Origin of the sequence: Kribbella antibiotica (assembly GCF_004349055.1) — a bacterium.
In the GTDB taxonomy this organism is placed as follows: Bacteria; Actinomycetota; Actinomycetes; order Propionibacteriales; family Kribbellaceae; genus Kribbella; species Kribbella antibiotica.
This window is the reverse complement of record NZ_SMKX01000003.1, coordinates 47,969-72,113: the sequence shown is the minus strand read 5'-3', so window position 1 is coordinate 72,113 and position 24,145 is coordinate 47,969. Positions and strand designations below refer to the sequence as shown.

The 24,145-nt window shown below is 67.0% G+C and carries 26 protein-coding genes; 6 read left to right on the top strand and 20 right to left on the bottom strand.

What is annotated here, in order from left to right:
* Window positions 1-49: 49 nt before the first annotated feature.
* From E1263_RS01720 to E1263_RS01705, 4 genes are all read right to left on the bottom strand, one after another.
* The gene (locus tag E1263_RS01720) at window positions 50-2,587 is read right to left on the bottom strand and encodes an ATP-dependent Clp protease ATP-binding subunit (RefSeq protein WP_132164575.1); all 2,538 of its coding nucleotides are present in this window, start codon (window positions 2,585-2,587) and stop codon (window positions 50-52) included.
* Window positions 2,588-2,936: 349 nt separating this feature from the next.
* On the bottom strand, window positions 2,937-3,266 hold the full coding sequence (locus E1263_RS01715; RefSeq protein ID WP_132164573.1) for a histone-like nucleoid-structuring protein Lsr2: 330 nt from the start codon (window positions 3,264-3,266) through the stop codon (window positions 2,937-2,939).
* Between the two features lie 228 nt (window positions 3,267-3,494).
* On the bottom strand, window positions 3,495-5,015 hold the full coding sequence (gene lysS, locus E1263_RS01710) for a lysine--tRNA ligase (protein ID WP_132164571.1): 1,521 nt from the start codon (window positions 5,013-5,015) through the stop codon (window positions 3,495-3,497).
* A 10-nt stretch (window positions 5,016-5,025) separates the two neighbouring features.
* Window positions 5,026-6,237 carry an MFS transporter gene (locus tag E1263_RS01705; protein ID WP_132164569.1) on the bottom strand — a complete coding sequence of 404 codons (1,212 nt, stop codon included), beginning with the start codon at window positions 6,235-6,237 and terminating at the stop codon, window positions 5,026-5,028.
* Window positions 6,238-6,430: 193 nt separating this feature from the next.
* Here E1263_RS01705 and E1263_RS01700 point away from each other — a divergent pair, with 193 nt between their 5' ends.
* Both E1263_RS01700 and E1263_RS01695 read left to right on the top strand, forming a co-directional pair.
* A complete protein-coding gene (locus tag E1263_RS01700; RefSeq protein WP_132164567.1) occupies window positions 6,431-6,988 on the top strand; it encodes an ArsR/SmtB family transcription factor in 558 nt (185 codons plus the stop codon).
* Between the two features lie 62 nt (window positions 6,989-7,050).
* Window positions 7,051-7,695: a DedA family protein gene (locus E1263_RS01695; protein WP_132164565.1), complete on the top strand. Its 645-nt coding sequence runs from the start codon at window positions 7,051-7,053 to the stop codon at window positions 7,693-7,695.
* Between the two features lie 106 nt (window positions 7,696-7,801).
* Here E1263_RS01695 and E1263_RS01690 read toward each other — a convergent pair whose 3' ends face one another.
* Window positions 7,802-9,100: a hypothetical protein gene (locus E1263_RS01690; protein WP_132164563.1), complete on the bottom strand. Its 1,299-nt coding sequence runs from the start codon at window positions 9,098-9,100 to the stop codon at window positions 7,802-7,804.
* Between the two features lie 93 nt (window positions 9,101-9,193).
* Here E1263_RS01690 and E1263_RS01685 point away from each other — a divergent pair, with 93 nt between their 5' ends.
* Entirely contained in the window at window positions 9,194-9,751 is a 558-nt protein-coding gene (locus E1263_RS01685) for a carboxymuconolactone decarboxylase family protein (protein ID WP_202868670.1), read from the top strand.
* Here E1263_RS01685 and E1263_RS01680 read toward each other — a convergent pair.
* From E1263_RS01680 to E1263_RS01660, 5 genes are read right to left on the bottom strand one after another with little or no spacing between them, the layout of a single operon-like run.
* Window positions 9,748-10,512 (bottom strand): type III pantothenate kinase, encoded by a 765-nt coding sequence (locus E1263_RS01680; protein ID WP_132164561.1) that lies wholly within the window; start codon window positions 10,510-10,512, stop codon window positions 9,748-9,750. The genes E1263_RS01685 and E1263_RS01680 overlap by 4 nt on opposite strands.
* Window positions 10,512-11,366, bottom strand: a complete 855-nt coding sequence (gene nadC / locus E1263_RS01675) for a carboxylating nicotinate-nucleotide diphosphorylase (RefSeq protein ID WP_132164559.1) — start codon at window positions 11,364-11,366, stop codon at window positions 10,512-10,514. The genes E1263_RS01680 and nadC overlap by 1 nt, the downstream gene beginning before the upstream one ends.
* Window positions 11,359-13,023 carry an L-aspartate oxidase gene (locus E1263_RS01670; protein WP_132164557.1) on the bottom strand — a complete coding sequence of 555 codons (1,665 nt, stop codon included), beginning with the start codon at window positions 13,021-13,023 and terminating at the stop codon, window positions 11,359-11,361. The genes nadC and E1263_RS01670 overlap by 8 nt, the downstream gene beginning before the upstream one ends.
* Before the next feature lie 22 nt (window positions 13,024-13,045).
* Window positions 13,046-13,873, bottom strand: coding sequence for a pantoate--beta-alanine ligase (panC, locus tag E1263_RS01665; RefSeq protein ID WP_132164555.1), 828 nt, complete (start codon window positions 13,871-13,873; stop codon window positions 13,046-13,048).
* Window positions 13,870-14,715: a Rossmann-like and DUF2520 domain-containing protein gene (locus E1263_RS01660; protein ID WP_132164553.1), complete on the bottom strand. Its 846-nt coding sequence runs from the start codon at window positions 14,713-14,715 to the stop codon at window positions 13,870-13,872. The genes panC and E1263_RS01660 overlap by 4 nt, the downstream gene beginning before the upstream one ends.
* A gap of 83 nt (window positions 14,716-14,798) precedes the next feature.
* Here E1263_RS01660 and E1263_RS01655 point away from each other — a divergent pair, with 83 nt between their 5' ends.
* Both E1263_RS01655 and E1263_RS01650 read left to right on the top strand, forming a co-directional pair.
* Window positions 14,799-15,344, top strand: a complete 546-nt coding sequence (locus E1263_RS01655) for a 2'-5' RNA ligase family protein (RefSeq protein ID WP_238161025.1) — start codon at window positions 14,799-14,801, stop codon at window positions 15,342-15,344.
* Window positions 15,308-16,177 carry an SAM-dependent methyltransferase gene (locus tag E1263_RS01650; protein ID WP_238161024.1) on the top strand — a complete coding sequence of 290 codons (870 nt, stop codon included), beginning with the start codon at window positions 15,308-15,310 and terminating at the stop codon, window positions 16,175-16,177. Before E1263_RS01655 ends, E1263_RS01650 begins: the two co-directional genes overlap by 37 nt.
* Here E1263_RS01650 and E1263_RS01645 read toward each other — a convergent pair.
* The gene (locus E1263_RS01645) at window positions 16,174-17,520 is read right to left on the bottom strand and encodes a PH domain-containing protein (protein WP_165956427.1); all 1,347 of its coding nucleotides are present in this window, start codon (window positions 17,518-17,520) and stop codon (window positions 16,174-16,176) included. The genes E1263_RS01650 and E1263_RS01645 overlap by 4 nt on opposite strands.
* Window positions 17,517-18,005, bottom strand: a complete 489-nt coding sequence (locus E1263_RS01640) for a PH domain-containing protein (RefSeq protein ID WP_132164549.1) — start codon at window positions 18,003-18,005, stop codon at window positions 17,517-17,519. Before E1263_RS01640 ends, E1263_RS01645 begins: the two co-directional genes overlap by 4 nt.
* A gap of 26 nt (window positions 18,006-18,031) precedes the next feature.
* On the opposite strand from E1263_RS01640, the gene E1263_RS01635 reads away from it, so the two are divergent.
* Window positions 18,032-19,231 carry an NADH-quinone oxidoreductase subunit D gene (locus tag E1263_RS01635; RefSeq protein WP_132164547.1) on the top strand — a complete coding sequence of 400 codons (1,200 nt, stop codon included), beginning with the start codon at window positions 18,032-18,034 and terminating at the stop codon, window positions 19,229-19,231.
* Between the two features lie 111 nt (window positions 19,232-19,342).
* On the opposite strand, the gene E1263_RS01630 is transcribed toward E1263_RS01635, so the two are convergent.
* Genes E1263_RS01630 through folP form a run of 8 tightly spaced genes read right to left on the bottom strand, consistent with a single transcriptional unit; the run spans window position 19,343 to window position 24,106 of the window.
* Entirely contained in the window at window positions 19,343-20,092 is a 750-nt protein-coding gene (locus tag E1263_RS01630; protein ID WP_238161034.1) for an NADPH-dependent F420 reductase, read from the bottom strand.
* Window positions 20,089-20,889 carry an inositol monophosphatase family protein gene (locus E1263_RS43460; protein ID WP_132164543.1) on the bottom strand — a complete coding sequence of 267 codons (801 nt, stop codon included), beginning with the start codon at window positions 20,887-20,889 and terminating at the stop codon, window positions 20,089-20,091. The genes E1263_RS01630 and E1263_RS43460 overlap by 4 nt, the downstream gene beginning before the upstream one ends.
* Before the next feature lie 42 nt (window positions 20,890-20,931).
* A complete protein-coding gene (locus E1263_RS01620) occupies window positions 20,932-21,372 on the bottom strand; it encodes a hypothetical protein (RefSeq protein ID WP_132164541.1) in 441 nt (146 codons plus the stop codon).
* An 11-nt stretch (window positions 21,373-21,383) separates the two neighbouring features.
* Window positions 21,384-21,905, bottom strand: coding sequence for a DUF3180 domain-containing protein (locus E1263_RS01615; RefSeq protein WP_132164539.1), 522 nt, complete (start codon window positions 21,903-21,905; stop codon window positions 21,384-21,386).
* On the bottom strand, window positions 21,905-22,462 hold the full coding sequence (gene folK / locus E1263_RS01610; protein ID WP_132164537.1) for a 2-amino-4-hydroxy-6-hydroxymethyldihydropteridine diphosphokinase: 558 nt from the start codon (window positions 22,460-22,462) through the stop codon (window positions 21,905-21,907). Before folK ends, E1263_RS01615 begins: the two co-directional genes overlap by 1 nt.
* Complete coding sequence (folB, locus tag E1263_RS01605) at window positions 22,459-22,848, bottom strand: dihydroneopterin aldolase (protein ID WP_132164535.1); 390 nt, start codon at window positions 22,846-22,848, stop codon at window positions 22,459-22,461. The genes folK and folB overlap by 4 nt, the downstream gene beginning before the upstream one ends.
* A complete protein-coding gene (locus E1263_RS01600; protein WP_132164533.1) occupies window positions 22,845-23,312 on the bottom strand; it encodes a nuclear transport factor 2 family protein in 468 nt (155 codons plus the stop codon). Before E1263_RS01600 ends, folB begins: the two co-directional genes overlap by 4 nt.
* Complete coding sequence (gene folP, locus E1263_RS01595) at window positions 23,309-24,106, bottom strand: dihydropteroate synthase (protein ID WP_132164684.1); 798 nt, start codon at window positions 24,104-24,106, stop codon at window positions 23,309-23,311. The genes E1263_RS01600 and folP overlap by 4 nt, the downstream gene beginning before the upstream one ends.
* Window positions 24,107-24,145 lie beyond the last annotated feature (39 nt).

Genomic DNA, 24,145 nt, shown 5'->3' with positions numbered 1-24,145 from the left:
GAGCGTGAGGCCCTTCGACTGCTGTTTGCACAGCGAGTAGTGCTGGGTATTACGAGTCCTGCACTCCAGCCGTCCCACCGGCGGCGAGGTCGGTCAGCTCCAGGTCGGAGGCACCCGCCTTCGGCGTCCCGGTGAAGGTGAAGTACTCCGGCAGGCCGTCGGCGTCGACCGTGCCCTCCGGTGCGACGTCGACCAGGACGATCTGACCGGGCCGCAGCTCCCCGAACAGAATCTTCTCGGCCAGGACATCCTCCACGTCGCGCTGCAGTGCGCGGCGTAGCGGCCGGGCGCCCAGCATCGGGTCGAAGCCACGGGTCGCGACCCGCTCCTTCGCCGCCGGCGTGAGCTCGATGCCCATGTCCTTGTCCTTCAGCCGCTCCTCCACCTGGGCCAGCATCAGGTCGACGATCTTGACGATGTCGTCCTTGCTGTGCTGGTGGAAGACCACGATCTCGTCGACGCGGTTCAGGAACTCCGGGCGGAAGTGCTGCTTGAGCTCTTCGGTCACCTTGGACTTCATCCGCTCGTACGAGCCGGAGGTGTCCGAGGTCTGCGAGAAACCGAGGGCCCCCTTCGAGATGTCCTTGGTGCCCAGGTTGGTCGTCATGATGATGACCGTGTTCTTGAAGTCGACCACGCGGCCCTGGGCGTCGGTCAGGCGACCTTCGTCCAGGATCTGCAGCAGCGAGTTGAAGATGTCCGGGTGCGCCTTCTCCACCTCGTCGAACAGCACGACCGAGAACGGCTTGCGCCGGACCTTCTCGGTGAGCTGGCCACCCTCTTCGTAGCCGACGTACCCAGGAGGCGAGCCGAACAGCCGCGAGGCCGTGTGCTTCTCCGAGTACTCCGACATGTCGAGGCTGATCAGCGCGCTCTGGTCGCCGAACAGGAACTCGGTCAGCACCTTCGACAGCTCGGTCTTACCGACACCGGACGGACCGGCGAAGATGAACGAGCCGCTCGGGCGGCGCGGGTCCTTCAGACCGGCGCGAGTACGACGGATCGAGCGCGACAGCGCCTTCACCGCGTCGGTCTGGCCGATGTACTGCTTGGCCAGCACCTTCTCCATGTCGAGCAGGCGCGAGGACTCTTCCTCGGTCAGCTTGAAGACAGGGATGCCCGTCGCGGTGCTGAGCACCTCGGCGATCAGCTCCTCGTCGACCTCGGCGACGACATCCATGTCGCCGGCCTTCCACTGCTTCTCCCGCTCGGCCTTCGCGTTGATCAGCTTCTTCTCGTCGTCGCGGAGTCCCGCGGCGCGCTCGAAGTCCTGAGCATCGATCGCCGACTCCTTCTCCCGGCGAACGTTCGCGATCTTCTCGTCGAACTCCCGCAGGTCCGGCGGAGCCGTCATCCGGCGGATCCGCAACCGGGCGCCGGCCTCGTCGATCAGGTCGATCGCCTTGTCGGGCAGGAACCGGTCGGAGATGTAGCGGTCGGCCAGCTGCGCGGCGTTGACCAGGGCGGCATCGGTGATGGTCACCCGGTGGTGCGCCTCGTAGCGGTCGCGCAGGCCCTTGAGGATCTCGATCGTGTGCGCGATCGAGGGCTCGGCGACCTGGATCGGCTGGAAGCGGCGCTCCAGCGCGGCATCCTTCTCGACGTACTTGCGGTACTCGTCGAGGGTGGTCGCACCGATGGTCTGCAGCTCGCCACGGGCCAGCATCGGCTTCAGGATGCTCGCCGCGTCGATCGCGCCCTCGGCCGCACCGGCCCCGACGAGGGTGTGGATCTCGTCGATGAACAGCACGATGTCACCGCGGGTGCGGATCTCCTTCAGCACCTTCTTCAGGCGCTCCTCGAAGTCACCGCGGTAGCGGGAACCCGCCACCAGCGCGCCGAGGTCGAGGGAGTAGATCTGCTTGTCCTTGAGCGTCTCCGGGACGTCACCACGGACGATCTGCTGAGCCAGACCCTCCACGATCGCCGTCTTGCCGACACCCGGCTCACCGATCAGGACAGGGTTGTTCTTGGTGCGCCGGGACAGCACCTGCATGACCCGCTCGATCTCCTTCTCGCGCCCGATCACCGGGTCGAGTTTGGCTTCACGAGCCGACTGCGTGTAGTTCCGGCCGAACTGGTCGAGCACCAGGGAGCTGCTCGGCGCCCCCTCGGTGGTGGTCCCACCGGCGGTGGTCGGCTCCTTGCCCTGGTATCCGCTCAGCAGCTGGATGACCTGCTGCCGGACCTTGTTCAGGTCCGCACCGAGCTTGACCAGGACCTGCGCTGCGACACCCTCACCCTCGCGGATGAGGCCGAGCAGGATGTGCTCGGTGCCGATGTAGTTGTGGCCCAGCTGCAGGGCCTCGCGCAGGGAGAGCTCCAGCACCTTCTTGGCGCGGGGGGTGAACGGGATGTGCCCGCTCGGTGCCTGCTGCCCCTGGCCGATGATCTCTTCGACCTGGGAACGAACAGCCTCGAGCGAAATCCCCAGGCTCTCGAGAGCCTTGGCGGCGACACCTTCACCCTCGTGGATCAGGCCGAGCAGGATGTGCTCGGTCCCGATGTAGTTGTGGCTGAGCATCCTGGCCTCTTCCTGAGCCAGGACGACTACCCGACGGGCGCGGTCCGTAAATCGTTCAAACATCGCCAAAGCGCTCCTTGCCTCAGAGGAGTCGGACGTGCCGTGTGGGCCGACCCCCGTACATGCATGCTAGTCCCCGGTACTGACAAGCTCGCTCTGGGCGAACAAACAATCACTGTTGGATCGGACACCCGGGTGGCATCACAAGGGAACAACCCACCGGATCTCCAGAGTGTTCCCGCCTGACCACGATCGGACAGCGTGTTCGCCACCAGCGAATTTCCCCTGATGGCTGCCCGGTCAGGCATCCGGCACTGTCGTCCTGTGACGGGGTTGTCCGCATCTTGAAACAACCGGAATGCGGACGGTCCCGATACCCCAAGGGTACCGGGACCGCAAGATCCTGCTGAAACTACTTGGCTTCGTTGTACGCCGCGCGTACTTCGGCCGAGATCCGGCCGCGCTCGCTGACCTCGTAGCCGTTCTCCTTGGCCCAGGCCCGGATGTCGGCGGAGTCCGATGCGGACCGTCCACGACCGCGGGCCCGACCCACCGCGCCACGGCGACCGGCCACTCGGCGGCCAGAGCCGACGTACCCGGCGAGGGCGTCGCGCAACTTGGCGGCATTCTTCTTGGAAAGGTCGATCTCGTAGGTCGTCCCGTCCAGCCCGAAGGTCACGGTCTCGTCGGCCTTACCGCCGTCGAGATCGTCCTCCAGGACCACCTGCACCCTTTGTGCCATCGATGACAATCCTTCCTGCGCCCGTCACCGGACACAATCCCCTGCCGAATTGTTTGCACCTGATTTGTACCGTACTAACCACCCCTTTGTCATTCTCCGCGCGGAATGTCCCACAAAGTCGCCGGAGCGGGCCGGTGACCTTGCGTATTCAAATAGCCCCGGAAAATGCAGTGGGCCCCGGCTGTGCTATGCAGCAACCGGGGCCCACTTCGGGAAATCTCTACAGAATCACTCCGGCCGGAGCAACGGGAAGAGAATCGTCTCCCGTATACCGGCACCGGTGTAGAGCATGATCAACCGGTCCAGGCCCATCCCCATGCCGCCGGCCGGCGGCATACCGAACTCCATTGCGCGCAGGAAGTCCTCGTCGAGTTCCATCGCCTCGGGATCACCGGCGGCGGCCAGCAACGACTGCTCCACCAGGCGATCGCGCTGGATCACCGGGTCGTTCAGCTCCGAGTAGGCAACGCCGAGTTCGACCCCGTTGACGAACAGGTCGAAGGCTTCGACCAGCCCCGGGATTTCCCGGTGCGGCTTGGCCAGCGGCCGCGCCGACTCCGGATAGTCACGGACAAACGTCGGCTGGATGAGGTTGTGCTCACACAGCTTCTCGAACAAGTCGACAGCGATCTCGCCGGCATTCCGGCCCGGCTGCAGCTCGATCTCGTGCTGCTCGGCCAACTTGAGCAACGCGGCCAGATCGGTGGTCTGATCGACCTTCTCGCCGACCGCTTCGGAGAGCAGCCCGAAAAGCGTTGCGTGCCGGAACGGCTGCTCGAAGTCGATCTCCGAACCGTCGCGCGCGGTGACCGTGGTCCGGCCGATCGCCCGGCCGGCGTTCCGGATCAGGTCCTGGATGAGTTCGGCCATCGTGTCGTAATCGCCGTACGCCTGATAGGCCTCGATCATCGAGAATTCCGCCGCATGGGTGGAGTCCAGGCCTTCGTTGCGGAAGGTCCGGCCGATCTCGAAGACCCGGTCGACACCACCGATCATGGCGCGCTTGAGATCGAGCTCGAGCGCGATCCGCAGCTTCATCTCCTGGTCGAAGGCGTTCAGGTGCGTGTTGAACGGCCGGGCCGCCGCGCCACCGTTGGTGAGCTGCAGGACCGGCGTCTCGACCTCGATGAAGCCCTGCGCGTCGAACGTGGCCCGCAGCGACTTCAGTACGGCGGCCTTGATCCGGACCATGTCGCGAGCCTCGGATCGCACGATCAGGTCGACGTACCGGAGCCGGACGCGGGCCTCTTCGTTCAGCGGCTTGTGCTCGTTCGGCAGCGGGCGCAGCGTCTTGGCAGCCATCTGCCACCCGGTCGCCTGCACCGACAGCTCGCCCCGGCGGCTCGTCACGACCTCGCCCTGGACGGCCAGCAGGTCGCCGATGTCGACGATCTGCTTGAACCGGGCCAGCTCCTCCTCACCCAGGTCGGCCAGCGACAGCATCACCTGCAGCTCGGTCCCGTCGCCTTCACGCAGCCGGACGAAGCAGAGCTTGCCGGTGTTGCGCAGGAAGATGACCCGACCGGCCACCGACACCTGCTCGCCTGTCTTGGTGTCCACCTCCAGTTCCTGCGCGTCATACGTCGCACGCAAGTCCTTCAGTAGGTGGGTCCGCGGTACCGAGATCGGGTAGGGCTGCACTCCTTCCGCCAGCAGGCGGTCACGCTTCTCCCGGCGGACCCGCATCTGCTCAGGCAGGTCGTCCTGCCCGCTTTCGGGGGTCACAGGGTCCACGTGTGCATCAGTCATAAGCCAAAGGCTAGTGACTGACCACCTCCTCAGCCGAATCCTTTGTTCTGGCCACCAGTAGCGCAGCGCCCATCGCACCCACCACACACAGCACCCCACACCCCAAGAACGTCGCGCGCGGCCCAAACACGCCACCTAGCAGCCCACCCAGCGGCAGAGCGACCAAACTGCACGCCCGCACCGTCCCGGAGAGCGCCGCAACCACTCGCCCCCGCACCGCCTCGGCAACCCGAGTGACGATCAACGTGCTGCTGGCGGCATTGAGCAGACCGCCTCCAGCCCCGGTGATGACGGCCCCGAGCACCAGCAGGACCACGCCGCTCGCCGCGCCCATACCCACCATGCCCAGGCCAATGCCGGCCACCCCGGCCAGTACGGCGCGCGCCCTGTGGGCTGAGGTAGTGAGCCGGCCGCTGCCCCAGGCACCAAGGATCGCGCCCGCCCCTTGCGCAGCCAAGACCCAGCCGTAGCCCGCAGCATTCAGCCCGACCTCGTCGATGACCAGGAAGACCTCAACCACATTCACGGCCTCGCCGACCACCACGAACACCCACAGGCACACCACCAGCACCCGCAACAGCGGATCGCCGAGCAGAGTGCGCAAACCCGCACTGAACCCGCCGCTCTCCTTGACTGCCCCAAGCGCTGGCCGACGGCGAGTCCGAACCAGTCCGGCGACCACAGTGAGCACACCGAAGGTGGCCGCGTCCACGAGCAGCGCGTCGCGGCCGCCGATCCACTCCACCAGCACTCCGCCGACCGCCGAGCCCACCAGCATGGCCACCCCGATCAGCGCCTGGCTCACTCCGATGGCGCGGCCGACCAGACCCTCTCCCACGATGCGCGGGATCAGCGCACCCCAGCACGGCCCGGCGATTGCCTGCCCCACCTGCAGCAGGCAGACCAGACCCACCGTGCTCACCAGGTCGTGGCTGAACGCCAACGCCACCCCGGCGACTGCCTGCAGCGCCGTCGCCCACACCAGCACGGCGCGTGAGTCGTAGCTGTCCACGATCCGCCCGGCCACCGGGATCATCACCACAGTCGGTACGGCGAACGCCAGCAAAAGGACCGTGATCGCGCCAGTACCGCCGTACTCCTTCACCCGGAGCATCAGCGCCACCATCGCGATCGCATCCCCGGCGTACGACAGCGCCCGAGCCGGCAACACCAGCCGCACGTCCCGATGAGCCCACAACGAACTCTGAAGTATTTGCTTCACACTTATGAAGCTAATGCTTCACACCTAGTCGCGTCAATCCCCCTTGAGCACCGTTCAGCCTCTTTTCGGCCGCGCAGATGACTGAGCCGTGCTCAAGGCCTAGGGGGCGCCGCGCTTTGAGCACGCTTCAGTCATTTTTCGGGGGCGCGGGTGGCTGAGGGGTGCTCAAAGGCGGCGCGGCTAGGCTGTCGCGGTGGCCGAGAAGAAGGTGGTGCTGACCGATCCGCGGGCGATTCGTGCACTGGCGCACCCGGCTCGGCAACTGGTCATCGACGAGCTGTACAGCGGGCGGGTGATGACCGCGACCGAGTGCGCCGAGCTGGCCGGGCTGACGCCGTCTGCGATGAGTTACCACCTCCGGGCGCTCGAGCGCTGGGGCATCGTTGAGCGCGCCGAGTCCGCCGACGGCCGGGAACGCCCCTGGCGAGCGCCGGCTCAAGGCTTGATCATCACGTCGCAGTCCTCAGTGGCCGGCCGGACGGCCAATCAGGCGATGATGCGGGTCGCCACCGACCGGATGCTCGAACTGTTCGACGACCTCCCCGGCGACGACGGGTGGGACGACGTCAGCGCGATGAGCCGTTCCCGGCTGTGGCTGACCCGCGAAGAGGCCGAGGAGCTCGGCAGCGACCTGCAGAAGCTAGTCGACAGTTACCGCAAGGGCCGGACCGCGTCGGACCACCCCGCGGACACCCGTTCGATCCACACGATGTTCACCGTCGTACCGTCCGGAGAGGTACCGCAACCCTGATTTTCCCCCGAAGTACCTCCCAGGTCAGCTAACTGGTTGCCGACCGATGTAACTATGGGTACATGGGGGAAGCGCTGGCAATCGCGATACCGACCGGTGGTTTGGCTGTCGTGGCGTACCTGGTGGTGGGCCTCGTCATCGGCGTGGAGAGCATGGGAGTGCCACTGCCGGGCGAGACCACACTGATCGCTGCGGCCTTGCTGTCGTCGCAGGGCGACCTGCGGATCGAGTGGGTGATCGGCGCCGCTGCGGCGGGCGCCATCATCGGCGACTCGATCGGGTACTACATCGGCCGCCGGGCCGGCCGCAGTCTGTTCGACCGGCTCAGCCGCCGGTTCAAACACTTCTCGCCGGACCGCATCGCGCGAGCCGAGAAGTACTTCCACCGGTACGGCGTCTGGACCGTCTTCTTCGGCCGGTTCGTGGCACTGCTCCGGATCTTCGCCGGTCCGATGGCCGGAACCCTCCGGATGCCCTATCCGAAGTTCCTGATCGCGAACGCGGCCGGCGGCATCGCCTGGTCGACCACGATCGGAGTCGTTGCCTTCCACATCGGTGACAACGCGGACAAGATCTTCGGCCAGGTGTCGGTCTGGGCACTCGTTGTGATCGGCATCGGCGCCGTTGCGGCGTACGCCTACTACAGGCTCCGCCACCGGCATCGCGCCGAGGAGGCCCCGCTCGAGGCCGAGTCCGCCGAGGCCTGAATACCGATTGGCGCAGCGCCTGATCCGCAGGTCCAGTTTCGGGGTGGTCAGGCCGTCCATGTTGCGGCCACCTTGCGCCAGCCAAAGAGCTACCGTTCAGGCCGCTTTAGGGCCTGATCCGCAGGTCCAGTTTCGGGGTGGTCAGACCGTCCATGTTGCGCCCGCCCTGCGCCGCCTGCGGGAGCACCCAGCGATAGGAATAGGTGCCGACAGCACCGATCTTGAAGCCGAAGACCGCCTGGCCGCGGCGTAGTGCCACGAGCTTCACGGACTTCCAGCTTCGGGTCTGCCGGTTCCACAGCTGCAGGGTCGCAGTGGACGTGTACGCCGGGGCCACTCTGGCGAACACGGTGACCATCTCGCCGCGCTTCTTGTTGTTGCCGCCGAGGTACCCACCGGCGAGCAGCCGGACCACTCCGCGAGTGAAGACGGCCGGACTGCTCGACTCGCTCGTCAGCACTCCCGGCTTGGCGTACTGACCAGCCACGACCTTGTACGGGCGACTACCAGCTGTGACGACCGGGATGTCGTAGTGGCCGCCGGCCGTGGTCTTCCCACGAGCCACCGGACTCCACCGCGCGGTCGGTGTGACCTGCGTGAGCACCGTCAGCGGGATGCCCGCCGAGGTGGTCTGCTGCAGCGCACAGTCCGTCTCAGCAGCGCAGTAGGTCTCCTGCAGCACCACTCGGCCGCGGATGCGCAGCGGCAGGCTGTACTGCGCCTTCGGCGGCACGAAGACCGTCGCCGAACTGGTCAGACCGACCACCTGGCCACCCACATTGCTCGACCACTCGTTCTCGGTCCGCAGTTGGAACAGGAACGGCGGCTTGATGCTGTTGATCACCTGTCGGGCTGAGGTCGTCCCCGGGCCGATCGGTGCGGGCTGCCCACCAGGCTTGCCGACCAGTGGCACGTATTTCTGCGCCTTGGTCCCCTCCACATCCAGCGGGTCGTGCGGAGTGAAGTCCTGCGGCGGCGTTGGCACTGCCCAGCGGATCAGCACGCCCCGCCCCTGCGCCACGGCGAACGCCGAGCTCGGCCGGACCGGTCCGTCAGTGTCGAACACCGGAGACTTCACCGGCTTACCGGTCAGCCCTTCCTTCGTCGTCCCGTTGGTGACGACCACGCGGTAGTTGCCGTCCGGCGGAAACGCCGAGGTCGGAATGTCCCAGCTGTTCTCCTGCTCGGCCGGCAGGTAGTGCACGTACGACGGCCCTTCGCTGAGCACGCCCTCGATGGTGATCCGGTTCGGAGCGCTGCTGTCCTTCCAGGTCACCCGGACGGAGTTCTTCCCAGCGCCCGCCCACGCCACCGACACCGCGGACGGCGACGCATCCGCCGTACAGGCGGTCAGCAGGGACGCACCGGTCACCATGACCAGTGCCACGGCGAGTTTCCGCCGCACTAGGACCACCTCACTTCAGCTGCCTCACAACCGACGGCTGCACGATATACCGTGGAAGCTGCCACACCAGGGGGATGACCAAGGGGGAATACCGTGGCCTTTGTCGCAGGACCCGAAAACCAGGACTTCTTCGACGCGTACCGCGCTCCGGCCGGGCATGTGCCCAACTTCGTCAGCGTCTTCGCGGCGCGACCGGCCGTCTTCGAGGCCTGGCTCCAGCTCAACGCTGCGGTCAAGGCATCGATGGATCTGCGCCGCTACGAGATCGCCACGTTCGCTGCGGCCGCTGCGCTCAAGTCGAGCTACTGCAGCCTCGCCCACGGCCAGGTGCTGGCCAACAACTTCTACAGCGCCGACGAGGTGACCGCTTTCGTCGACGAGAACGCTCAAGACCCAGTCGACCGTGCAGTCATGGCGTTCGCGCGCAAGGTCGCGCTGGCCGCGGACACTGTCACCCAGGCGGACGTGGACGAGCTCAAGACACTCGGGCTGAGCGACGACGACGTGCTGGATGTTGTCCTGGCCGCTGCGGCGCGCTGCTTCTTCTCGAAGACACTCGATGGCACCGGCACACAGCCGGACGCCGTCTTCAACGCACTCCCGGAGACACTGCGGACCGCGCTGACGGTCGGCCGTCCGATCGAGAGCTAGCCGTGGTTGCGCGCGAAAGCCAAGTGCAGGCCGCGCAACGTCAGCAGGGGCTCGTGCTGGACGGGTGTCGAGAGGTCGCGCAGCAGTAGCGACGCCAAAGCACCAGTCAGTACGACGGGAGTGTCCGGACCGAAGGACTGGTCTGCGCGGATCCGGGCGACCAGTCCGTCGACCATAGCCGCGAATCCGTGCACAGCGCCGGACTGCAATGCCTCGACGGTGTTCTTGGCGACCAGCGCCCGCGGCCGGACCAGCTCGACCCGACGCAACTGAGCCGCCACATCCCCCAGCGCGTCAGTGGCGGTTTCGATGCCGGGGGCAATCACTCCCCCGGCGAACGCGCCGGCTGGGTTGACCACGTCGATCGTGATCGCCGTACCGACGTCGACTACCAGACAGGGAGCGCCGTACAGCTGGACGGCGGCGAGTGCGTTGGCGATGCGATCTGTGCCGACCTCACGCGGGTTGTCGACCAGAACCGGCAGCCCGGTCTTCACACCCGGCTCGACCACCACACTGGGCACGCTCTGGTAGTAGCGCGTGACCAGGTCGCGGAACTCGTGCAGCACCTGCGGCACGGCGGAACAGACCGCGATCCCGGACACCGGGGCCTCGCCAGCGAGCAGTCCCTGGATCAGCACTGCCCACTCGTCCGCCGTACGGCGTGGGTCCGTCCCGACCCACCAGTGGCGTTTGACCGTGCCCTCGAACACCAGGCCCACAAGGGTCCTGGTGTTCTCGACAGCCACGGCCAGCAGCATCAGACCGCCTTGAGGTCCAAGGCGATGTCCAGCACCGGCGCGGAGTGCGTGAGCGCACCGACCGCCAGGAAGTTCACTCCGGTCTCGGCGACCTCCCGAGCCCGGTCCAGCGTCAGACCACCAGATGCTTCCAGCCGCGCCCGACCGGCCACCTTCTCGACCGCCTCTCGCAGCTGCGGGATGTCCATGTTGTCGAGCAGGATCAGCTCGGCACCGGAGTCAACAGCGATCAGGGCATCCTCGACCGAGTCCACCTCGACCTCGACGGAGATGTCCGGGAATGCCTTGCGCACAAGCCTGAAAGCCTCAGCCACGCCACCAGCGGCGACCACGTGGTTGTCCTTGATCAGTGCGGCATCAGACAGGCCCATGCGGTGGTTCTTACCCCCACCGCAGCGCACTGCGTACTTCTCCAGCGACCGCAGCAGCGGCATCGTCTTGCGGGTGTCGCGGATGACTACGCCGGTGCCCTCGACAGCATCCACCCAGCGACGGGTCAGCGTGGCCACACCGGACAGGTGGCAGAGCAGGTTGAGCGATGTCCGCTCCGCAGTCAGCAGCTGCTGCGTCTTGCCGCGAATCGTCATCAGCACGTCGCCTCGCCGTACCGACGCACCATCAGCGACGGAGTACTCCAGCTCGACCTCTCCGGGCGCAGCGACCTGCCGAATCACCAGTTCGGCGATCTCCAGCCCGGCGACCACGCCATCGGCCCGGGCGACCAGCTCGGCAACCGAGACCTGATCCGGGTCGACCGTGGCGGTCGTCGTGACGTCCACACCACCGGCGAGGTCCTCCTCGAGCGTGGCTCGCACGAGGTCACCGACCCACTGCCGGTCGACGGTGTCATCCATCTTGCCGATTCTCCTTGCTCTGTGGGACGAAGTCCGTCCCGGGGCGGGCACGCTCGCCATCAGCGAACAGTGTCAGGTCCAGACTGCCCGACCAGTGCTGGTCGTCGCGATCCGGGTGGTCTTCGCGCCAGTGTGAGCCGCGGCTCTCCTCGCGCACAGTTGCGGCGGCAATCAGTGCAGAAGCGACCGTCACCAGGTTCGTCGCTTCCCAGCCCGGAGTACCCGGCTCACCGGCCGGCTGCTCAATCAGCTTGCCCAGTGCGCCACCTGCCTCAGCCAGCCCGGATGCGCTCCGGATGACTCCAGCACCCACGGTCATCACCCGCTGCAACTCCGGTACGACGTCTGCGTCGACCAGACCGGGGATGCGGGTGTCCTCAGCCGGCTCTCGCAGCTCAGGAAGGCCCTTGCCCAGATGAGTGGCGATGCGGCCGGCGAACACGAGTCCTTCGAGCAGGGAGTTCGATGCGAGCCGGTTGGCACCGTGGACGCCGGTGCAGGCGACTTCACCGCACGCATACAGACCTGGCACCGAAGTCTGCCCGTTCAGGTCGGTCCAGACGCCACCGGACGAGTAGTGGCACGCAGGGGCGACCGGGATCAGCTCACGAACCGGATCGATACCGTGCGAGCGGCAGGACGCCAGGATGGTCGGGAACCGCACTCGCCACTTCTCGTCACCGAAGTGGCGGGCGTCGAGATACACGTGATCCTTGCCACCGGCAAGCATCTGCCGCATGATCGCCTTCGCCACGATGTCGCGCGGCGCCAGGTCGGCCAGCTCGTGCTGCCCCTCCATGAAGCGTTTGCCCTCATGGTCGACGAGGAACGCGCCCTCACCGCGGACAGCCTCAGAGACCAGTGGCTGCTGGCCTTTCGCGCTCTTGCCCAGCCACAGCACGGTCGGGTGGAACTGCACGAACTCCAGGTCGCGCACCTTCGCGCCGGCCCGCAGAGCGAGCGCCATACCGTCACCCGTCGACACACTCGGGTTCGTAGTGGCGGCGTACAGTTGGCCGAGCCCGCCGGACGCGAGGATCACCACGCGGCTGCGGACAGCGCCGATACCGTCGAGCTGGCCCTCACCCATCACGTGCAGAGTCACACCGGCGATGGCGCCGTCGTCGGCCCGCAACAGGTCGATGACGAGCGCGTGCTCGATCAGACGGATGTCCGGCAACCGCTTCACCGCAGCGACCAGCGCACGCTCGATCTCCGCACCCGTCGCGTCTCCACCGGAGTGAGCGATGCGGTTGCGGTGGTGCCCGCCCTCACGCGTCAATGAGATCTCACCGTTGGCCTGGGTGTCGAACCGCGCTCCCAGCTCGATCAGATCCCGGACAGCATCAGGACCTTCCGTCACCAACGCCCGTACGGCGTCTGGGTCGCACAAGCCGGCACCTGCGACCAGAGTGTCCTGCAGATGCTCTTCCGGAGAGTCCTCAGGGCTGAGGGCGGCCGCAATGCCGCCCTGTGCCCACTGGGTCGAGCCGGAGGCGACAACGTCTTTGGTCACCACCAGCACCGTCCCCAGCTCACGGGCCTTGAGTGCAGCGGTCAGCCCGGCGATACCGGAGCCGATCACCACCACGTCGACTGTGTCGGTCCAACCCGGCTCAGGTGCAGCTAGTCGTTGCGGGACTGCAGGTGCGGTCATTCAGTGACCGTATCAACCGAATTCATCGGAGCGTGATGGAAATGTTGTCAATGAGACGAGTCTGACCCACTCGGGCAGCGATCAGCATGCGCGCCTCGCCTGGGCCGATCACTGGGCCGAGGTCAGGCGCACGCAGCGCCAGGTAGTCGATCTTCACCGACGGCACGGCCTCCAGCTCGGAGTGCGCAGCAGCCAGTACGGCGTCCGGTCCGTTCATACCGGCCTTCGCACCGGCCGTGAGAGCGCGGTAGAGCACCAGCGCCTCGTCACGCTCGGTCTCGTCGAGGTACCGGTTGCGTGAGGACATCGCCAGCCCGTCCGGCTCGCGGACTGTCGGTACCGGCACGATGCCGACGTTCCAGTCCAGGTCACAGACCATCTCGCGGATCAGGGTGAGCTGCTGGTAGTCCTTCTCACCGAACAGCGCCAGATCCGGTGACGTCAGATGCAGCAGCTTCGACACCACCGTCAGCACACCGCCGAAGTGGCCGGGGCGCACCTGTCCCTCCAACTCGTCGGCCAACGGGCCCGGATGCACAGTGACTGAGGGCTCGTTCGGGTAGAGCTCGTCACGCGACGGGTTGAAGACCAGGTCCACGCCCTCGGCCTTCGCAATCGCCAGGTCACTGGCGAGCGTGCGCGGGTACCGGTCGAAGTCCTCGGTCGGCCCGAACTGCAACGGGTTCACGAAGATCGTCAGCACCACACTGCCGTCGGGACCGACCCGGTCACGCGCTTCGGCCAGCAACGCTGCATGCCCCTCGTGCAGCGCGCCCATCGTCATCACCACCGCCCGGGGCCGAATCGCCGTCGCCGCCCGCAGTTCCGCCTTTGTCTGCGTGAGTCTCATCGCGGTGCCTCCCCTGTCCGATACCGCTCCAGCACCTCACCGAACCGGGCTGCCGTGCCCGCGTCCAGCCGTCCGTCCGCCACCACCAGGTCCACCGTCGCCCGCGCAAGCTCTGCGTACGTGCTCGCCGTGCGGCCGTGCAGTCCCGCCAGATGTGCTGCCACCGTGTCGACATCGCCCCGGACAATCGGCCCAGTGAGCGCATGATGACCGGATCGCAGCGTGTTGTCGAGAGTTGCCGTCAGCAGTGGCCGGAGTGTTGCCGAAGGGTTCGCAACACCGGCCTCCTCCAGTACGGCGAACGCCTGCGCCAGCAAGGTGGTCAAGTGATTCGCAGCGTGCACCAGACCGGCGTGGTAGCGCGCACGCTCCTCCTCCGCCACCCACTGCACCTGTGCCCCGAGCGCCTTCACCAGTCGCTCGACAACGTCCCGTGCGGCGTCCGGCGCGGTCGCAGTGAACACCACGTCCTGCAGCTCAACCGCATCCACACCCGTGAACGTCATCGGCGGATGCAACGCCACTGGGGTTGCCGCCAGCCCCTGCAACGGCGAGAGCCCATGTGCACCCGACAGATGCACGACGTACTGGTCTGTGGTCAGTGGGAGGCCGTGAGCAACGGCAGCGATCGCATCGTCCGGCACAGCAACCAGTACGACGTCTGCGCGGCCAGTGACCTCGTCAGGCGTCAGCACCGGCACATGCGGGAGGAGGCGGGCGGCGCGATCACGTGACGCGCTCGACCGCGCGGACACCGCGACCAGGGGATACCCGGCTGCCGCCAAGGCTGCTCCCACGGCGGTTCCGGCCCGGCCGGCTCCGATCAAGCCGATCCGTTCCATAGCTCACTCTCTTCGTCGTTCCAGTCCCACGGGTGGGTACCAGACGAGCTGGCTGTCAGCCTAGGCGATGCGAGGATGGTGTGGTGAGTGAGAAGCCTGGCTTGACCGCGATCCTGATCACAGCGCCTGAGTTGGTGGACTACACCGACCGGTGGCGCTCGGTGTCCCGGACCAGCATGCGGCCGGACGTCCCACTGAACGAGCTGATCCCGCCGCACATCACCGTGCTGGTGCCGTGGGTCGCCGAGCCGACGGAAGCCGATATCGAGCGACTGCGGGTCGCCCTCGACGAGGTGCCGGCCTTTGACATCAGCTTCCTCGAAGCCGGCCAGTTCCCCAACGGAACGGCCTGGCTACGCCCGGAGCCCTTCGAGGGCCTGCAGGCCGTCACCCAACTGGTGATCGACGCTTTCCCCGAGTGTCCGCCGTACAACGGCGACTATCCGGAGCCCCACCCGCACCTGACCATCTCGTCGTCCGCCCAGGGCGGCCCGGCGGTCCTCGCCGACGCCCAGGCCGCGCTGGCCGTCGAGTACCCGCCCCCGATCGAGTTCGTCGGCCTGGAGCTGTGGCGCGAGGACGAGCACGGCGTGTGGAGTCAGTTCGACTCGGTCGGAGTAGGCAGCTGACCACCTACCGCAGTGCTTGGCAGCAGGCTCTCTACGGCCCGGGCGGCTTCTACCGGCGTGAGCGACCCGCAGCACACTTCCGTACGTCGGTGCACGCGTCCGAGCTGTTCGGCCAAGCCATCGCGCGGTTGGCGCGTCAGGTCGGCGCTGACCAGGTGACCGACATCGGAGCGGGCTCTGGTGAGCTGGGTCGGGTACTGCGGGCTGAGGGCCTGAAGGTGCTCGACATCGAGCTGGATGATGAGCTGCCCGACCAACTGACCGGACTGGTCGTGGCCAACGAGTGGCTCGACAACATCCCGTGCGAGCTGGCCGAGTGGGACGAGGACGGCGTACCGCGCTATCTGACTGCTGAGCTAACACCCGGTGACGTTGTCGAGGGCAACGACCTGGCATGGCTGCAGCAGTGGTGGTCTGGTGAGCCGGGTGACCGCGCCGAGATCGGACTGGCGCGTGACAACGCTTGGGCCGATGTGGTCAAACGCCTCCAGCACGGGACCGCTCTGGCCATCGACTACGGGCATGTAGCCGACGACAGGCCGCCGTATGGGACTCTGACTGGCTTTCGCGCCGGGCGCGAGTGTGAGCCGGTGCTGGACGGCAGCTGCGACATCACAGCGCATGTCGCGCTGGACTCCCTTGGCGGGGAGGTGCACAACCAGCGCGACATGCTGATGCAACTAGGCGTCTCAGCGAAGCGCCCGCCGCTTGAGCTCGCCAGCACTGACTCGGCCGCCTACCTGGCCGCTCTGTCAGCGGCAGGTGAGGCGGCCGAGCTGCTGGATCCGTCAGGACTCGGCGGGTTCGGCTGGGTCTTCAGTCACAGGAGCTAGGACTGGTCGGGGCGGGTGCTCTCGATGGCTTGGCGTGCCTGGCGGGCTTGGTGCGCCTGCGCCTGCGTGAGCCACGCGGCCTCTTCGGCCGAGCGGTGTCGCGCTACAGCGTTGGTCGGGCCGACCGGGGTGTCGATGTGGACGTCGGCCAGGTTGAGGCGGCGCTGGATCGGCCCCTGGGCCAATCTGACGGACTGGGTCTTGTGGTGCAGGACGATCGACGTACTGCGGCTGATCCAGCCGGAGGTGGTCACAAAGACCTGCTCGTCGGCGCCATAGGCCAGGTAGCGCCAGCCGATCGGGCGTAGCCACTTGGCGCGCTCAGGAGCTCGCTGCAGCTCGATGGCGTCCAGATGGAAGCCAGGCAGCACACGAGACAGTACGGCGTTCACCTCGCCGCGCTCACCGACTGGCAGCAGCTGCGCGCCCTCCAGCTTGTCCTCGCCGTCCTCCTTGCCCGCGACACCGGCGATGTCCAGCTCCACGCGGGCCCAGCCCAGCAGGCGCCAGATGATCGGCTCAGTGATCAGCAGGCCTTGCACACGGCCTGGCGGGATGGTCTGCCGCTGGACGTCGAACAGGCCACGCTTGGTGCGCAGACCGTGTTCGGTCTGGGAGAGCGTGAAGCCATGGTTGCCGACAACCTGCTTCCAGATCGGTGAGACCACACCGAGCAGCAGCGGCAGACCGGCGAACAGACCGATGTGGAAGTCGAAGACCATGGTGGCGACGATCAGCCAGATCAGTGCGCCCGCACTGGCCACGACAGTCGAGGACAGCAGCGTCGCACCAAGCAACCGGTTGGTCGGAACGACGAGCAAGGCCTCCGGCTCGCGCTCCTGCTCTTGCTCCTGCTGCTGAGCGCCCTGCTCTCCCTTGGCCCGGACCAGCAGGATCCTGCGCAGATCACCGGCCTCGGCGTACTTGAAGTAGCTCAGCTTGCCGTCGCTCTTGCCGCCGCCGGCCACATCCATCCGCAGCTCAGCCATGCCGAGCATCCGTGCGAGGAGAGGCTGTGCGACGTCGATGGCCTGGATGCGGTCGAAGCGAATGATCCGGGTCCGCCGGAACAGGAAGCCACTGTCCACTCGGATCGCATCATCGGTCAGCTGCCACTTGGTGAACCACCAGGACAGTGCGCCGAGCAGGATGCCACCGATCAGTACGGCGATCAGTCCGAGCCCAGCAATCTCCAGGTTGCTCCGCAAGCCCTCGTTGTTGACCAGAGCGACCGCTGCGACAGCGAAGTAACCCCAGCCCTTCACGAACGGCGTCAGGGGGTGCAGCCGCGCACCGGTCTTCTCCAGCACCGGGCCGGTCGGTTCAGGCGCTGGTTCGGTCACAGGCCCCACGCCTGCGATTGACCGAGAGCGGACAGGCGGTCCCGCAGCCGGGCGGCCTCGTCCGGATGCAGACCGGGGATCTTGGCGTCGGTGGCCGGCGTGGCCGTGTGTAGCTCAACAGTGGAGATGCCGAATGCCCGCTCCAGCGGACCGGCAGCCACATCGACGAACTGCATCCGCCCGTAGGGCACCACGACCAGCTGGCGGAACATGATCCCGTGGCTGACCATCAGCTCGTCCTCACGCTCGGCGTACTTCCACGAGCGCTGGTTGCGGCCGATCAGGACCCACGACCAACCGAACACGGCCGCGATCACGACCAGCCCGAGTACGCCGTACAGCCAGCCCAGGGTGAGTCCGAGCGCGAGCAACGCCGCGATCCCGAACACTCCGGCCGTGATCGCCGCACTGACTCGCCGGACCGACGCGAGCTGCGGTGACACCGGCGTCCAGCTGACATCGGAGGGTGCAAAGAGGTCGTCCACAACCCCAGCCTGTCACGATAGGGGTTATGAGTACCGAGAAGGTGGTTGGTGTCGGCGCGGGAGCTGCTGGATTCGACCCGGCGTTCGAGCGCGGTGGCACCGGCGACGGCTCACAGCTGCCGACCACCGACATGGTGCTCAACATCGGTCCGCAGCACCCGGCAACCCACGGCGTGCTGCGGCTGCGGCTGACGCTGGACGGTGAGCGGATCGCCGGCTGCGAGCCGATCGTCGGCTACATGCACCGCGGCGCGGAGAAGCTGTTCGAGGTCCGCGACTACCGGCAGATCATCGTGCTGGCGAACCGGCACGACTGGCTCTCCGCGTTCGCGAACGAGCTGGGCGTCGTACTGGCTGTGGAGCGGATGATGGGGCTGGAGGTCCCAGTGCGCGCAGTCTGGCTGCGCACACTGCTGGCGGAGCTCAACCGCATCCTCAACCACCTGATGTTCCTCGGCTCCTACCCGCTGGAGCTGGGCGCGATCACTCCGGTCTTCTACGCCTTCCGGGAGCGCGAGACGATCCAGACCGTCATGGAGGAGCTGTCCGGCGGCCGCATGCACTACATGTTCAACCGGGTCGGCGGCCTTAAGGAAGACCTGCCGTACGGCTGGCTCGGCCGCACCGCCGAAGCGTCCGCCGCGGTCCGCAAGCGGCTGCCGGATATCGAGAACCTCATCCTCGGCAACGAGATCTTCCGCGGCCGCACGGTCGGCATCGGCAAGCTCTCCCCCGAGCTCGTCGCCCAGTACGGCGTCTCCGGCCCGATCGCGCGCGCGTCAGGCGTCGACGCGGATCTGCGCCGCGACGAGCCCTACCTCGCGTACGGCGAGCTCCAGGACGTCCTGCGCGTGGTCACCCGCCACGACGGCGACTGCTTCGCCCGCTTCTGGGTGCTGCTCGAGCAGGTCAAGGTCTCCCTCGACCTGGTCGACGCCTGTCTCGACAAGCTCTCGTCGATGCCGGCGGGCCCGGTCAACGTCCGGCTGCCCAAGATCCTCAAGGTTCCCGAGGGCCAGACCTACGCCTGGACCGAAAGCCCGCTCGGCATCAACGGCTACTACCTGGTCTCGCGCGGCGACAAAACCCCGTGGCGGCTCAAACTCCGCTCCGCGAGCTTCAACAACATCTCCGCGTTGCCGGCACTCCTGCCCGGCACGATGATCCCCGACATGATCGCCATCCTCGGCAGCATGTTCTTCGTCGTCGGCGACATCGACAAATAACCCGCTCCATTTGATGGGTCAGCCCACCGCATTGTGGGTGGGCCAACCGCATGCGATGGGCTCACCCACAACCTCATGGGTCAGCCCATCAAATGGGAACGGCGGGTGGGATCAGAACTGGCGGTCCTTGACCGGCGGGCGGTGCGCGGTGGCGATCGCCTTCTCGATCACCTCGACCGACGCGGTCTTACCCGGGTCGTCGTACCCGCCCATGATCTGCTCCATGGAACCGCCTTCGGAGATGTAGGGGTCGACGTACACGCCGGTCTCCGTCTCCTGGCGCCAGCTCTCGCTCAGCGGCCCGACATCCACCGCGTCCCAGCCCAGCTTGTCCAGCAGTTCGGCCGCCGTCTTCCGGGCCGCTGCGTCGTTGCCCGAGATCGGCAGCGCGCTACGGTCCGCGGCTCCGGAGGGCCGGGCCAGGTTGAGCAGGTTGACCGCAGCGATGTTGTTGAAGGCCTTGACCGTGTGCGACTCCGGCAGGTGCCGCTGGAGCAGTTCGGCCGTGTCGGTCTTCTCGGTGTCGAGCTCTTCGATCCGGCCGTCGCGGCTCGGGTAGTAGTTCATCGTGTCGATCACGACCTTGCCGGCCAGCGGCTCGACCGGGATCTCGGCGTACCGCCCGAGCGGGATGGTCGCCACCACGATGTCACCGGCTTCCGCGGCCTCGGTCGCCGTACCGGCTCGCACGCCCAGCTCGGCGGCCTTCTCGCGCAGGCTCTCCGGGCCGCGCGAGTTGGCCAGTACTACGTCATATCCAGCAGCGACCGCCAGCTTTGCCAGCACGGTCCCGATATTTCCACTTCCGATGATGCCCAGGGTCGTCATACCCAAAGACAACCCAGGAGTAGGCCTGCCTATTTCTCGGAGATGCCCCGTACGCCGGATTGTGCGATCAGCTCGGTGAGTTCGCCGGCGAGGCCGGGCGCCACGGCGAACGTGCCGCGGGAAGCCGGGGAGTGCTGGCTGCCGTCGAGATCGAGAACCTGCAGGCCGGCCTCGCGGCAGATCGCCACGCCGGCCATCGTGTCCCACGGCTTGTTGGAGTACATGATCGTGGCGTCGAAGAAGCCGTTGGCGGTCCACGTGAGCGCGGTGGCCGCCGTACCGATCATGCGCAGCCGCTGCACCTTCGGGACGAGCAGATTGTGCAGTGCGGTCCGCTGCGGGTTGTGATCGTCGGCGTGCGGGCCGATCGCGTAGTCACCCATCGCGATCAGGGCCTCGTTGAGAGTCGTGCACTGGCTGCCCTGGATGGCTTTGCCGTTACAGGTCGCGCCCAGGCCCTCGGCCGCGGCGTACCGGGTGCCGAGCGGCGGGTGGTCGATCACACCGGCCACGGCCCGGTCGTCGACGATCAGGCCGAGCGAGATCGCCCACAGCGGCGTGCCGTGGACGAAGTTGACCGTTCCGTCGATCGGGTCGAGAACCCAGCGGGTGCCCTCGGTAGGGCCGCCCTCTTCCTCGCCCTCGATGCCGATCTCCGGCGTCTCCCGCTCCAGGAACTCGCGGATCTTCCGCTCCACCGCGAAGTCGACCTCGGACGCCATGTCCCGGTCACTCTTGAAGGTAAGCGTTCCCGGTCCCCGGGTGTCGGTCACTGTCCGTCCTTGATCGACGGCAGCCTGGGCGACTTTCAGCAGCTGAGCGAGATCCACGCCCTACAACCTACCTGATGCCCGGCAAGCGCTTGCCAACGATCAGGAAGCGGCGAGACCGCGCAGCTTGAGATCCACCACGGTCGGGGCATCGGCCTGGGAGTGTTTGTCGCCGGCGGCAACGACCGTGGCGACCTCTTCGTCGATCTTGTCCAGGCGCTTGTCGATCTTGTCCAGGCGGCGCTGCATCAGGTCGACGAACTCGGCGTTCTCAACGACGCGGGCGCTGGTGATCCGCGAGTACTCCTGCGCGACGTGGGCCCGTTCGTCGGAGTGCGCGAGGCGCTCGACCAGCAACTGGTGGCGGAACAGCACCGAGGCAGCAATCGCCACCGCGACCGCAGCAATCGCTGCAGCGCGGAGAACCCAGGTGTTCTGAGTGAACAGTGCAGCGCTGACACCGAGGCACACAACGATTAACAGTGCGTTGGCGACGGTGAGAACGGTGGTCCTGGTTCGACGGCGGCTACCCCTTGACCCCATGGATCGCCATGTTAGGGGGTCTCGTCGGGGTCCTCGGGAATACGACACGCACGTTCCAGCAATAATCCGGCCGTGACGACCAGCACTGAGATCACAGCGGCGAGGCCGGCCATGATCACTCTGTTACGAGGACCCGAGGCGCTCACGCCTCCCAGGAAGGATAACGCGAACCCTGCGTACACGCCGGTGCACAACGCGCCGACGAACGCACTCGCCTTCCCGATCAGCAACAGGAAGACGGCACGCTGCGGTTCGATCCGCTCGCGCCGCACCTGCACCCGTTGCCGGGTGTTGCGGGCCGCGGCGAACAGCAGCGCGGCCAGGAACGCCCAGGCGACCAGCGTCAGCCACGAGACCGCCGGCGCAACTCCGCCGCCGGCCTCGATCGCCCGGACCATCATGTAACCGATCGCAGCCCCGAGGACGGCGATTGCCACCAGCAGTCGCCGAGAGGTCAGCCGGACCGAGCCCGGGCGCTGCGGCTCCTTACCGGAACCAGGGGCGCGACCGGACTCGGGACCGCCGGTGGCCACTACTGCAGCTCGAGATCGAGCTTGGTCACACCTTCGGTGCCGACCTTCTCCAGGAGCTCCGCGACCGGGCCGTGCCCGAGCAGGACGGCGTCCGGCTCGATGTCCAGCCACGGCGCCAGCACGAACGCACGCTCGTGGGCGCGCGGGTGCGGGATGGTCAGCTCCTCGGACTCGATCGTCTTCTTGCCGTAGGTGATCAGGTCGACGTCCAGCGTCCGCGGCGCACCCTTCACACTGCGCTCCCGGCCGAAGGCCTGCTCGACCGCGTGGGCGCGATCCAGCAGCAGGTCGACCGACAGCGTCGAGTCGGCGAGCAGGACGACGTTCAGGTACGGGCCGGACTCGTCCGGGCCGCCGATCGGCTGGGTTTCGTAGACCGGCGAAACATCGACCACGACAACGTCCGGGGTGTCCCGCAGCGCGTCGATCGCGCCCTGCAGGTTCGCCTCACGGTCGCCGAGATTGCTACCGAGCGACAGGATCACCTGGCGAATCGGCTTGAGGCCACCGCTCAGGGTGTCCGCGTCGATGACGTAAGGACTTGGGGTCTCGGTCACGAGGATTCTCCGGCTCTGCGCTGCACGGTCAGGACAACGTCGTCGAACGGCACCGAGATCGGCGCCGAAGGTTTGTGGATGGTCACCGCGGTCGCTGTCACCCGCCGGTCGGCGAGACACAGGTCGGCGATGCGCTGGGCGAGGGTTTCGATCAGGTCCACCGGATCGTTCTCGATCGCTTGATGCACCTGCTCGGCGACCACGCCGTAGTTCACGGTGTCGGCCAGGTCGTCGGAGGCCGCGGCTTGACGAGTGTCAAGCTCCAGCCGGACGTCTACGACGAACTCCTGCCCGTCGGCCCGCTCATGATCGAAGACCCCGTGGCGTCCAAAGCCGCGAATGCCGCGAATCTCGATCACGTCAGAAGGAATGCCAAAATCACTCACTCCGCCTCCTCCTGTTGACCCCCAGACGACAGTACCGGGGAGGCATGGTGGATCCACAACCGCCAGCCGGAGGAAGTTCGGCGGAAGACGTTGGTCGCCAGCGCCTTGCCGCCCGCGAAACCGTCTTCGGGAGCACCGTCACCCGACGACAGGACATTCTCCGTACACGTGACGTAGGCCACGTCTTCATCTACCCGTACCTGAACATCGGTGAGGAAGAACTGGATGTACGGCGTGTTCGCGAAGATCATCGCCCAGGCCCGCATCATCTCGGAGTAGCCGTAGATGGCCGCGTTCCCCGGATGGATGCAGACCGGGTCCGGTTCCGGCAGCCAGACCGCCGCCATCAGATCCAGATCGCCGGCCTCGAAGGCGTTGTAGAACGCGGTGTTCGCGTTCAGCACCACGTCCTCGACGGTCGCACCGGGCGCGCCTTCGCCCGGCCGGGCGGATCCGTCCGTCATACGGTTCCCCATCTCTTCGCCACTCGGACCGCGTCCACGCTGGGTGCCACCGCGTGCGCCCGGACACACCAGGCACCTGCGGCGGCGGCCAGGGCGGTAACGGCCGCGCTCGCATCGTCTCGTCGTACGGCCGGTCTGGGTTCACCGGTCTGCTCGTCGGCGAGCAGCCTACCGAGGAACGCCTTCCGGGAGGCACCGATCAGCAACGGCCGGCCCAGTACGGCGAACTCCGGCAGCCGGCGGAGGATCTCCCAGTTGTGGTCGGCGTTCTTCGCGAACCCGAGACCGGGGTCGAGGGCGACCCGGCCGAGATCGACACCGGCCGCCCGCATCGCCTCGATCCGCGCACCCAGTTCGTCGATCACCTCGGCCACGACATCGCCGTACTCCGCCTTGTTCTGCATGTCGATCGAGTGCCCGCGCCAATGCATGCACACATACGGGGTACGGCGCTCTGCCACCAGCGCGAGCATGTCCGGATCAGCCTGGCCGCCGGAAACGTCGTTGATCATCGCAGCCCCGGCGTCCAGAGCGAGCGCGGCGATTTCGGAGCGCATGGTGTCCACCGAGATCAGCGCGCCCTCGGCGGCCAGCGTCTCGATCACCGGGAGCACCCGGCGGATCTCCTCGGCCGGGGCGGGACGCGCGGCACCGGGCCGCGTCGACTCACCACCCACGTCGAGCAGGTCAGCACCCTCGGCGAGCAACTCGCGGCCGTGCTTGATCGCTGCGGCCGGCTCAAACCACTCACCGCCGTCGGAGAACGAGTCCGGCGTCACGTTCACGACACCCATGACAAGGCTCCGGTCCAGCACCGGTAGCCCGTCCACGTG

Excerpts from the sequence above, each read along its gene's own strand:
- E1263_RS01600 (WP_132164533.1), bottom strand. The coding sequence starts at position 23,312 with ATGACGGACGGATCCGCCCGGCCGGGCGAAGGCGCGCCCGGTGCGACC.
- E1263_RS01680 (WP_132164561.1), bottom strand. The coding sequence starts at position 10,512 with ATGCTGCTGGCCGTGGCTGTCGAGAACACCAGGACCCTTGTGGGCCTG.
- E1263_RS01635 (WP_132164547.1), top strand. The coding sequence starts at position 18,032 with ATGAGTACCGAGAAGGTGGTTGGTGTCGGCGCGGGAGCTGCTGGATTC.
- E1263_RS01715 (WP_132164573.1), bottom strand. The coding sequence starts at position 3,266 with ATGGCACAAAGGGTGCAGGTGGTCCTGGAGGACGATCTCGACGGCGGT.
- nadC (WP_132164559.1), bottom strand. The coding sequence starts at position 11,366 with ATGGATGACACCGTCGACCGGCAGTGGGTCGGTGACCTCGTGCGAGCC.
- E1263_RS01720 (WP_132164575.1), bottom strand. The coding sequence starts at position 2,587 with ATGTTTGAACGATTTACGGACCGCGCCCGTCGGGTAGTCGTCCTGGCT.
- folP (WP_132164684.1), bottom strand. The coding sequence starts at position 24,106 with ATGGGTGTCGTGAACGTGACGCCGGACTCGTTCTCCGACGGCGGTGAG.
- E1263_RS01660 (WP_132164553.1), bottom strand. The coding sequence starts at position 14,715 with ATGGAACGGATCGGCTTGATCGGAGCCGGCCGGGCCGGAACCGCCGTG.
- E1263_RS01695 (WP_132164565.1), top strand. The coding sequence starts at position 7,051 with ATGGGGGAAGCGCTGGCAATCGCGATACCGACCGGTGGTTTGGCTGTC.
- E1263_RS01670 (WP_132164557.1), bottom strand. The coding sequence starts at position 13,023 with ATGACCGCACCTGCAGTCCCGCAACGACTAGCTGCACCTGAGCCGGGT.
- lysS (WP_132164571.1), bottom strand. The coding sequence starts at position 5,015 with ATGACTGATGCACACGTGGACCCTGTGACCCCCGAAAGCGGGCAGGAC.
- panC (WP_132164555.1), bottom strand. The coding sequence starts at position 13,873 with ATGAGACTCACGCAGACAAAGGCGGAACTGCGGGCGGCGACGGCGATT.
- E1263_RS01620 (WP_132164541.1), bottom strand. The coding sequence starts at position 21,372 with ATGGGGTCAAGGGGTAGCCGCCGTCGAACCAGGACCACCGTTCTCACC.